The sequence below is a fragment of the Halorientalis sp. genome, from assembly GCF_028275115.1.
Taxonomy (GTDB): Archaea; Halobacteriota; Halobacteria; order Halobacteriales; family Haloarculaceae; genus Halorientalis.
Map to the genome: position 1 here is coordinate 1 of NZ_JAQCNH010000125.1, position 3,950 is coordinate 3,950.

The following is a 3,950-nucleotide window of genomic DNA, read 5'->3' on the forward strand; positions in this document are numbered from 1 at the left end:
GCGACGCTGAAACACCGCGATCTCGGGCAGGTCGACTACAAACTCGGGGTGCTGATGATCGCGGGCACCACGGCAGGCATCGAGGTCGGAAAGCAGGGTCTTCATCTACTGCAGGACCTCGGCCTGGCTGATACCGTGGTCAGCGTAGCGTACGTCGGCCTCCTCGGTGGCATCGGCCTGTTCGTTACGCGTCAGGCGCTCAAAGACGATGGCGGCGGCGGCATCAGCCACGACGCCGACGTTGATGATGAACTGGACGCGGAGGATGTCCCTGACATCGCGAAAAAGATCCAGTCGTACGAGGTTCCGCCGATGATGACGCTTCGCGGCGGCGTGACGGTTTCGCTGTGGATGATCCTCGCTGTCGCGTTCGCCACGGGGCTGTTGTCCGGCTTCCTCGGTGTGGGTGGCGGCTTCATCCGGATGCCTGCCCTGTTCTACCTCGTGGGTGTCCCCGTGCCCGTCGCGGTCGGGACCGACCTGTTCGAAATCGTGTTCTCCGGCGGAATCGGGAGCTTCCTCTACGCGCTCGATGGAGCAGTTGATCTCGCGATCGTCGCGCCGCTGCTCGCGGGCAGCGCCCTCGGGGCTCGGATCGGCGCTGCGGCGACGAGTATCGTCGACGAGGATGAAATCAAGGTGTACTTCGGCGTGATGCTCCTGCTGGGAGCGATTGCCGTCGCCGTGCGCAAAATCGGCGGTGTCATCGAAATGCCCATTCTTGACACAGTCGCACTGGTCATCATCCTCGGTGCAGCACTCCTCGTCAGTAGTGCGGTCGTCTACAGTTCCATCCAGGAGCTCCGGACGACCTCTGCCGACACTGATTCCATTACCGCTGACTGACGAGCTCTCTCGCTGTTTCCGTCATAGCACACGAGTCTTTGTCCGCCCGAGATTTTTGCCTCCCTCCGTTTCGACTACGGGTTCGTACAGGATTGTGGATTCTATACACAAATCTTTTAACAGCCCAGCACGTACAGATACGCGATAACAATGCCAGATTCGATGTCTGAACAACTCCGTCGGGATATGGAGTGCGAGGGACTGCTCGAGTGCTTCCATGGCCTCAAAGAGCTCGATAAGGAGTGCTTCCGGGCGCTCGTCGACGCCGAGGAGCCGTTGACTGTCGACGAAATCGCCGAGGCTGTCGATCGTGAACGGTCGACTGCGTACCGTGCTGTCCAGCGGCTTCTCCAGACCGGCTTCATCGAGAAGGACCAGGTCAACTACGAGCAGGGCGGCTACTACCACGTCTACTCGCCAACGGATCCGTCGCAGATCGCTGACGACATGCAGCGGATGCTCAACGACTGGTACGCGAAGATGGGCCAGCTCATTCAGGAGTTCGAAAACAAGTACGAGCAGCCCGACACCTCCGCTCCCGCTGCTGAAAGCTAACTCTCTTCTTCTTTCTGTATCAGGCCTCACCCGTTTCGTTGGTGAGCTGGGATTCCTGTAGTCCAGAGACACCTACGGAGCCGCGTGCAAATGCTATTGGGTAGTATTGTACGTATTACCCAAAACCCTTAATTGCCGCCGGTGCGTACGTACAGGTGATGGCAACCGATACTGCATCCGATGCTGGCACTACTACCACGAGTGAACCGCTTCACATCAACGGTCAGTCCCAACTCGATGAGGTCGTCGCCGAGCACGATGTCGTCCTCACGGACTTCTACGCCGACTGGTGTGGTCCCTGCCAGATGCTCGAACCTGTCGTCGAACGCCTGGCCGCGGAGACCGATGCAACCGTCGCCAAGGTCGACGTCGACGCTAACCAGCAACTCGCTAGCGCATACGGCGTTCGGGGTGTCCCAACCCTGATTCTGTTCGCTGACGGCGAGCAGGTCGAAGAGATCGTCGGGGTGCAGGGTGAAGAGCAACTCCGCTCCCTGATCGGGAGGTACACCGAGTAAATGACTGAGGACATACGGGATCTCGTCATCGCCGGGTCCGGAGTCGCCGGTCTCTCGGCGGCCGTGTACGCTGCCCGGGCCGATCTTGCCCCCCTCGTTCTCGAGGGCGACCAACCGGGCGGGCAGCTCACGCTGACGACCGATGTCGAGAACTACCTCGGGTTCCCGGATGGCGTCGGCGGTATGGAACTGATCCAACGTGGAAAAGAGCAGGCCAAGCAGTTCGGCGCGGAGTTCCGACACGGCCGTATCGAGGACGCAGCTGTGGACGACCAACCGCTTGAACTGTCGCTGTCGACCGGGGACACGATCTACACACGGTCGTTGATCGTCGCGACCGGCGCGAGCGCTCGCTGGGTCGGTGCTGAGAACGAAGACGAACTGATGGGCCACGGCCTCTCGACGTGTGCGACCTGTGACGGCGCGTTCCACCGCGGTGACGATGTCCTCGTCGTTGGTGGCGGCGACAGCGCAATGGAAGAAGCGTTGTTCCTCGCAAAGTTCGCCGACTCGGTGACGATCGTTCACCGCCGCGAGGAGCTGCGAGCATCGGAGATCATGGCCGACCGTGCTCGCGAGCACGAGAACGTTCAGTTCCGCTGGAACACGGAGCTCGAAGCTATCCACGGCTCCACAGAGGAGGGCGTTACCGGCGCCACGCTCGTCTCACATCCCGAGGGATATCCCAGAGAGAAGGCCGAGTCCGGGATCGACGTCGAACGGGAGGCTGTCGACATCGGCGGCGTATTCTACGCCGTCGGCCATACGCCGAACACGCAGTTCCTCGATGGGACCGGCGTTGAACGGGATGAAAGTGGCTACATCTTCACGCAGACCGACGACGCTGATCGGCCCACAGCTCAGACGACTGTCGATGGGGTGTTTGCGGCCGGTGACGTCGCTGACCCCCGCTACCGCCAGGCGATTACGTCCGCCGGCACCGGGAGTATGGCTGCCCTCGACGCCGAAGAGTTCCTTGAGACGCTCCAAGACACGAGCGAATCGGTCGCTCCAGCGACAGCAACCCAGGAACAATCTACCCCATGACCTCTATGTTCACAACCACAATCGTTCGTAGTACTGTTGGATCCATCCTATTGATCGCATTTACCGGAATCGCCACCGCACAGCACGGTGGTGGTCACTCCGGTGGAATGGGTGGGATGGGTGGCGGTATGAGTGGCTTCGGCTGGTGGCCCATCATCTGGTCCCTCACCCTCCTGAGTGTGGTGCTCATCATCGGCTACGGGATCTACGCACACGGGCGGACACCGGCTGAGCGAACTCACACAGATACTGCACTGTCGACGCTCCGCTCTCGGTACGCTCGTGGAGAGCTCTCCGAGGAGGAGTTTGAAGAACGGCGTCGCCGACTTGAGGAGTAACCGGTGGACAACCGTCCGACCAGATCCGCCTCTTGGATGTCTACTGTTCCTGATTCGAATGGCGCGATTAGTAGCTTTCGAGGACGTCGATGAGTTCTTCTGGAGTTCGACTGCTGCACCTCAAACGGTCACGAACCCCCTCCGAATCGCCCGACTCCCACGCGGCGGGAGAGAACCTTGACCCACTGGTGTCGAGCCCGCAGTAGCGCCCGACGATGTTGCAAGACCATCTCTGTCTCGGCGTCCCGTTCGACCGCTCAGTGTCATCGTTAACGTCGAAATGAAGCACGGCGCGCACGTACTCGTAGACCCGCGTCCATGCTAGGTCGGCACCGTTCGCACGATCACGAACGTCGACGAGCGGGCGGACGCCGAATCAGTGGCTCGATGCCGGGAGCACAGGCCCGGAGTGCTACTCGTAGTGCTGTTCGAGGTGGTCGACGATGTCGTCGCTATCGTATACTGTAACGCCGTGGTTGATGTCGACGAGGTACGGGATTTGGTCGTTTCCGCCGGCCACCAGTTCGTCGTGTGTGAGTTCGTTGGTCACGTCGCCACCTTGGTCTCCGGGGAGCCGCGGATTGTGGATGACGTACGAGACGCCGAGTTCGGAGAGCTTCTCGCGGACCTTGCCGGAGTGCGGACA

General features: G+C 60.8%; 6 protein-coding genes. 5 read left to right on the forward strand and 1 reads right to left on the reverse strand.

The window, feature by feature from the left end; genetic code table 11:
- From Q0964_RS16045 to Q0964_RS16065, 5 genes are all read left to right on the forward strand, one after another.
- On the forward strand, positions 1 to 846 hold an 846-nt coding region (locus Q0964_RS16045), incomplete at its 5' end, for a sulfite exporter TauE/SafE family protein (RefSeq protein WP_299269562.1).
- Positions 847 to 996: 150 nt separating this feature from the next.
- Positions 997 to 1,401: a helix-turn-helix domain-containing protein gene (locus Q0964_RS16050; protein WP_299269564.1), complete on the forward strand. Its 405-nt coding sequence runs from the start codon at positions 997 to 999 to the stop codon at positions 1,399 to 1,401.
- 158 nt (positions 1,402 to 1,559) lie between these two features.
- Positions 1,560 to 1,919: a thioredoxin gene (trxA, locus tag Q0964_RS16055; protein ID WP_299269567.1), complete on the forward strand. Its 360-nt coding sequence runs from the start codon at positions 1,560 to 1,562 to the stop codon at positions 1,917 to 1,919.
- The gene (locus tag Q0964_RS16060; protein WP_299269569.1) at positions 1,920 to 2,966 is read left to right on the forward strand and encodes an NAD(P)/FAD-dependent oxidoreductase; all 1,047 of its coding nucleotides are present in this window, start codon (positions 1,920 to 1,922) and stop codon (positions 2,964 to 2,966) included.
- A gap of 50 nt (positions 2,967 to 3,016) precedes the next feature.
- Complete coding sequence (locus tag Q0964_RS16065) at positions 3,017 to 3,304, forward strand: SHOCT domain-containing protein (protein WP_299269572.1); 288 nt, start codon at positions 3,017 to 3,019, stop codon at positions 3,302 to 3,304.
- A gap of 412 nt (positions 3,305 to 3,716) precedes the next feature.
- On the opposite strand, the gene Q0964_RS16070 is transcribed toward Q0964_RS16065, so the two are convergent.
- A partial coding sequence (locus Q0964_RS16070; RefSeq protein WP_299269574.1) for a glutathione S-transferase N-terminal domain-containing protein occupies positions 3,717 to 3,950 on the reverse strand: 234 nt, incomplete at its 5' end.